This is a genomic window from Mesorhizobium sp. (genome assembly GCF_024509055.1).
In the GTDB taxonomy this organism is placed as follows: Bacteria; Pseudomonadota; Alphaproteobacteria; order Rhizobiales; family Rhizobiaceae; genus Mesorhizobium.
Genome location: NZ_JANINM010000146.1, coordinates 1 through 3919 on the forward strand (window position 1 = coordinate 1; position 3919 = coordinate 3919).

Sequence of the window (3919 nt, forward strand, 5' to 3'; positions counted from 1 at the left end):
CGCTAGAGCTTGAACTCCCGACAGATGCTCCAGAAAAGTTTACGCTCGTTATACCGGAAGACAATTTGAGCCTTCCGTGCCGTGTTGTTTGGCGAAGAGGGTATAAAGCCGGTGTCGAGTTTGAGGATGCTGCTGATGAAAAAGCAGGGGCTCTCGATAACCATCCCAACGACGAGCGAGATCGCAATTAGCGGTGCGATAAATCGCGCGGGGCCACGAGGGGGTGGGCGGTAATCAGCGTTGATTTGCGCCGGTATCGCTCTTCGAAGATTCCAGGAGATCGAGGCGCTGCTGATCGTTGAAGGCATGATTGCCCCAATCTTCGAGCACCAGCAATTGCACGCGGGCGAGTTTGTCGATGAGGCGCGGGAAGCGGCCGTCGAGACGTGCCATGGCAAGATCCTCAAACAGGCGCAGGACCCGCCGCGCAGGCCAGCCAGGTTTTCCGGGGTCTGGCCGGTGAGGATGAGGTTTTCGTGGGCTTTCAGCTAGGCGCCTTCCAGTTGCAAGGTCTTGCGCCGGTCAAGGCCGCGACGGGGGGCGAAGTCGATATCTTCGATGCAGGTCTCGACGAAGCGTAGCTTCGCTGCGGCAAGCCGATTGGTAAGCTGTCGGTCGGCGCGTATGGCGGCTTCGCGATCGAGCATCAGGCCGAGCCATTCATTGCGATCGAGATCGCCGGCATTGTCCTGTTCGGCCAACCGTCGATAGGCGGCCGCCATTCCAGCCCAGGTCCAGGGCCTGCATCTCGGTCGAGCGTCGGGTGGGTCAGCGTCACGTGGTCCTTTCCTTCACTGGTAATAAGCCCTGCCACGGATGTTGAGACGTCAGGGCGCGGCTTTGACGGGTTCGCTGGCAGGGCCGGTGCGATCGAGCCCGGATTTGAGGTTGGCGCTCACGGAAGAGTAACTGATCGCGTCGATGGCATATGGTGTAAGTGACAACGCCATGATCGCCGCATCGGCGCTGCACCTTGCAGCAACTGCGACGGCGATCGCCGGAAAGCGATGATCGTGGGCGACGTCGCAGATCCCAAGAGCCCACCCGAGGTTCATTCGAACAACATAAAGCCAATTGGTTCGCCGGCGGACCACACGCCGCAGCAATGGGCGAACGGCGTCACCCGCTGACTCGGAAAAATCGAACTCTGCAACGGCTGCACGGAGCCTTGAATCGTCTATCTGGGAGTCTGCAACGCAAATCTCGAGACCTGAATCAAAATTGCGCAACTGTTTTGCGGTTGCGAGGGGCGTGACGCCCGTTCTGCACAACGTCTTGGAAAGCGATTAGAGGCTCGGGCGCTGTCTGTTGCGGTCCGCAGCGTTCCTCGTGAGATTGGATTGCCGATGGCGTCACTGCCTGGTCGCATGATGATCGCGAGCCTGGAGGACGGCTTCGAGAATGCGGAGGAGACGGCGGACCGATCCGCCGGGCCATGCGGAGGCAATGGCGTTGCGCTCATCGACGTCGAGCGGGGCAATCCAGCGGGCATCGATGCCGCGCTCGACGGCAAGGGTTCTGAACAGTCCGGGCAAGAGTGCATCGAGATCGGCGACGGTGGGTTTTGGGAATGTCACGATCCGGAAGCGGTCGCGCAGCGGCGCGGGCAGCGGCTCGAGGCTGTTGGCGGTGGCGAGATAGTTGACATGGCTAAGGTCGAGCGGGATCTGCAGCGCCGGATCCGGATAACGTGAACCTGTCTCCCCCTCGAGGAACCCCAGCAGGCAATCCCACAGCCTTCCGTAATCGGCGCGGGTCGCGGCCTTCTCCAGTTCGTCGATCAGGATGAGAGGGTTGGCGATCCTGCCCCGGGCGATGGTGAGCAGCGGATGACAGCATGCGGCCGAATGCCATCGCCGATCGGTGCCACCAAACGCCGAACCGTCCGCCTGCGCGGCATCGACCCGCCAGATCGAAAGCCCCAGGACCTCCCCGAAACGGCGTGCGAAGCGGCTCTTGCCGCCGCCCGGTTCGCCGACGAGCAGCAGCGGACGCAGTTTGACGACCGGGCGGCCGATCAGATCGGCAAGGGCAAAGTCAATGACCGCGGCGGCATGGGGGAACTCGGCGCGCAGCGTGCTCCGGACCTGATCGAGCGCCGGGGTCTCGATCAAGGGCAGCGGGATGTTGAGGACATCCTTGACGGGTTCGACGATGCCCTTGAGCTTTGCGCTTCCGATCCCGACATCGTCGATCCGGCCGACCAGGACATGGTGCGGCGGGAGCGGTGTCGCGGGCGCCGGCTCGGCTAGCCCGGAGCGTGGCGCGGTCCGGGCCGGGGTGGATGTTGCGGCGTCGGGGCCTCGCGTCGCATCCGGTTGCCGGTCGAGGTCGCGCCGCACCCGTCGGGCGGCATCGGCGGCGGCGGAGCGGATGCGGTAGCGCGCCATCTGATCGCCCAGCCGGGCGGCAAAATTGACAGCCGGCCAGGTTCCGGGGGCGCCGGCCATGTCGGCGGCGGTCGGCAGCGTGGCCCAGCCGGCGATGAAGCGCTCGAGGTCGCAACGCTGTTCCTCCACGAGATCGTCGGCGCAGTCGTCGAAGGCGATGCGCATGGCCCGCGTCACGCGCCGGAAGTCGCCGAGGCGTCCGGCATCGCACGGCAGCGACAACGACAGCAACCGTGCGCAGTCGCCCAGGCTGCGCAACAGCGGCAGGTCGCGAAGCACCGCGAGCCGATCGAGTTCGGCGGCCAGCGCAAGGCCGGTTGTGGCGGCAGGATCGGCCGCCCAGGCAATGTTGGCCGGCAGGCCCGGACAGAGTTCGTCGATCTCGGCGATCAGACGCTGGGCGATCGATCCGTCGGTGCGGTCGTTGATCAGCATCGCGTAACGCAGGATCCGGGGCAGGCCCTTGAGCCGGTCGTCGGCGTCGGCGGCGGAATCCGCCGCGGCGCCGGTTGCGACCGTATCCGGATCGAGCGCGGCGGCGTTCGGCTCGTCACCGTCATCGACCCCATGGTCGTCATCGTTGTCGATCAATCCCCGCCCTCCGGCCAGTCGTCATCGCGACCGTCGAACGTCCGCAATACCGAGGTCGGAATGTGATCGCGGTCCCTGGGATCGGCGGGCCGGCCGAGCGCGTAGAAGCGCGACAGGGTGCGGATCCACATGCCGTCCGGATCGGCAAACCATAGCGGCGAAGTGATCATGACGCCTGCGCCGCGCAGCGGATGGCCGCTGACCTGGCCGACCAGATGCAGGCCGACCGGGGTGGTGAGCGGGACATACCGATCGATCATCGGCGAGGTCCGTAGCCGGGCGGCGACGAACGAGGCGTCGTGCGCAAGCCGGGCGCAATCGTCGGCGAGCATCTGCAGTCGCGCCGCGAAATCCGGCGTGACGCGGCGGTGATCGAGAAAGGGGAAGGTTTTGATCAGCATGAAGCCTCGCAATGCGGAGCGATGGGAAAGAGAGAAGAGAGCCCGAGGGGCCGTGCGCGATCCCGCGTGCGGCGAACGATGAGCGGAGGCCGCGTGAGCGGATCGTGTATCTCCGGGGCGGTCGGGATCACTGCGGTCAGCGCGCTATCCGCGGTTGTCGATGGGCGAAAGCTCCTGGGCACCGATGCGTCGCCACAGGGTCCGAAGCAGCCGACGCCGGCCGCGCGAGGACCGGAAACCGCGTCGGTCCGCCGTCCCGCGACGTCGAGGTTGCCGTGACGTGATGGTCCATCGGTCCCATGGTCCAACGCTTCCTCGTTGCCATGCTCTGTGGTTCCGATGGCGGTGGGTCGGATTGCAACATTGGTGCGTTGGACCGTGGCAATCCGGACCGCGGCCCGGCATGGCCGCATCGGCGCGATCACCCGCTCATGCAGCACCGGGCGGAATCGCGGTGCGGATCAAAGGTCATCGGCCTGCTTCGCCATCATGGCGTGGAAGACTTCGGCGCCGGCCATCGCGGCGGCGGCGAAGGCG

Annotated in this window: 5 protein-coding genes and 1 pseudogene; 1 reads left to right on the plus strand and 5 read right to left on the minus strand. The window is 65.5% G+C overall.

The window, feature by feature from the left end; all coding sequences use genetic code 11:
* Nucleotides 1-191: pseudogene (locus Q0L57_RS07665) on the plus strand (hypothetical protein); the annotation flags it as partial.
* Nucleotides 192-234: 43 nt separating this feature from the next.
* On the opposite strand, the gene Q0L57_RS07670 reads toward Q0L57_RS07665, so the two are convergent.
* The 5 genes from Q0L57_RS07670 to Q0L57_RS07690 all read right to left on the minus strand — a co-directional run bounded on the left by Q0L57_RS07670 (nt 235) and on the right by Q0L57_RS07690 (nt 3382).
* On the minus strand, nt 235-393 hold the full coding sequence (locus tag Q0L57_RS07670) for a hypothetical protein (protein ID WP_296740565.1): 159 nt from the start codon (nt 391-393) through the stop codon (nt 235-237).
* Nucleotides 394-488: 95 nt separating this feature from the next.
* On the minus strand, nt 489-722 hold the full coding sequence (locus tag Q0L57_RS07675; RefSeq protein ID WP_296740568.1) for an ATP-binding protein: 234 nt from the start codon (nt 720-722) through the stop codon (nt 489-491).
* A gap of 105 nt (nt 723-827) precedes the next feature.
* Nucleotides 828-1055 carry a hypothetical protein gene (locus tag Q0L57_RS07680; RefSeq protein WP_296740570.1) on the minus strand — a complete coding sequence of 76 codons (228 nt, stop codon included), beginning with the start codon at nt 1053-1055 and terminating at the stop codon, nt 828-830.
* 297 nt (nt 1056-1352) lie between these two features.
* Entirely contained in the window at nt 1353-2981 is a 1629-nt protein-coding gene (locus Q0L57_RS07685; protein ID WP_296740573.1) for an AAA family ATPase, read from the minus strand.
* Entirely contained in the window at nt 2978-3382 is a 405-nt protein-coding gene (locus tag Q0L57_RS07690; RefSeq protein ID WP_296740574.1) for a DUF6634 family protein, read from the minus strand. Before Q0L57_RS07690 ends, Q0L57_RS07685 begins: the two co-directional genes overlap by 4 nt.
* Nucleotides 3383-3919 lie beyond the last annotated feature (537 nt).

Excerpts from the sequence above, each read along its gene's own strand:
- Q0L57_RS07670 (WP_296740565.1), bottom strand. The coding sequence starts at position 393 with ATGGCACGTCTCGACGGCCGCTTCCCGCGCCTCATCGACAAACTCGCC.
- Q0L57_RS07675 (WP_296740568.1), bottom strand. The coding sequence starts at position 722 with ATGGCGGCCGCCTATCGACGGTTGGCCGAACAGGACAATGCCGGCGAT.
- Q0L57_RS07680 (WP_296740570.1), bottom strand. The coding sequence starts at position 1,055 with ATGAACCTCGGGTGGGCTCTTGGGATCTGCGACGTCGCCCACGATCAT.
- Q0L57_RS07690 (WP_296740574.1), bottom strand. The coding sequence starts at position 3,382 with ATGCTGATCAAAACCTTCCCCTTTCTCGATCACCGCCGCGTCACGCCG.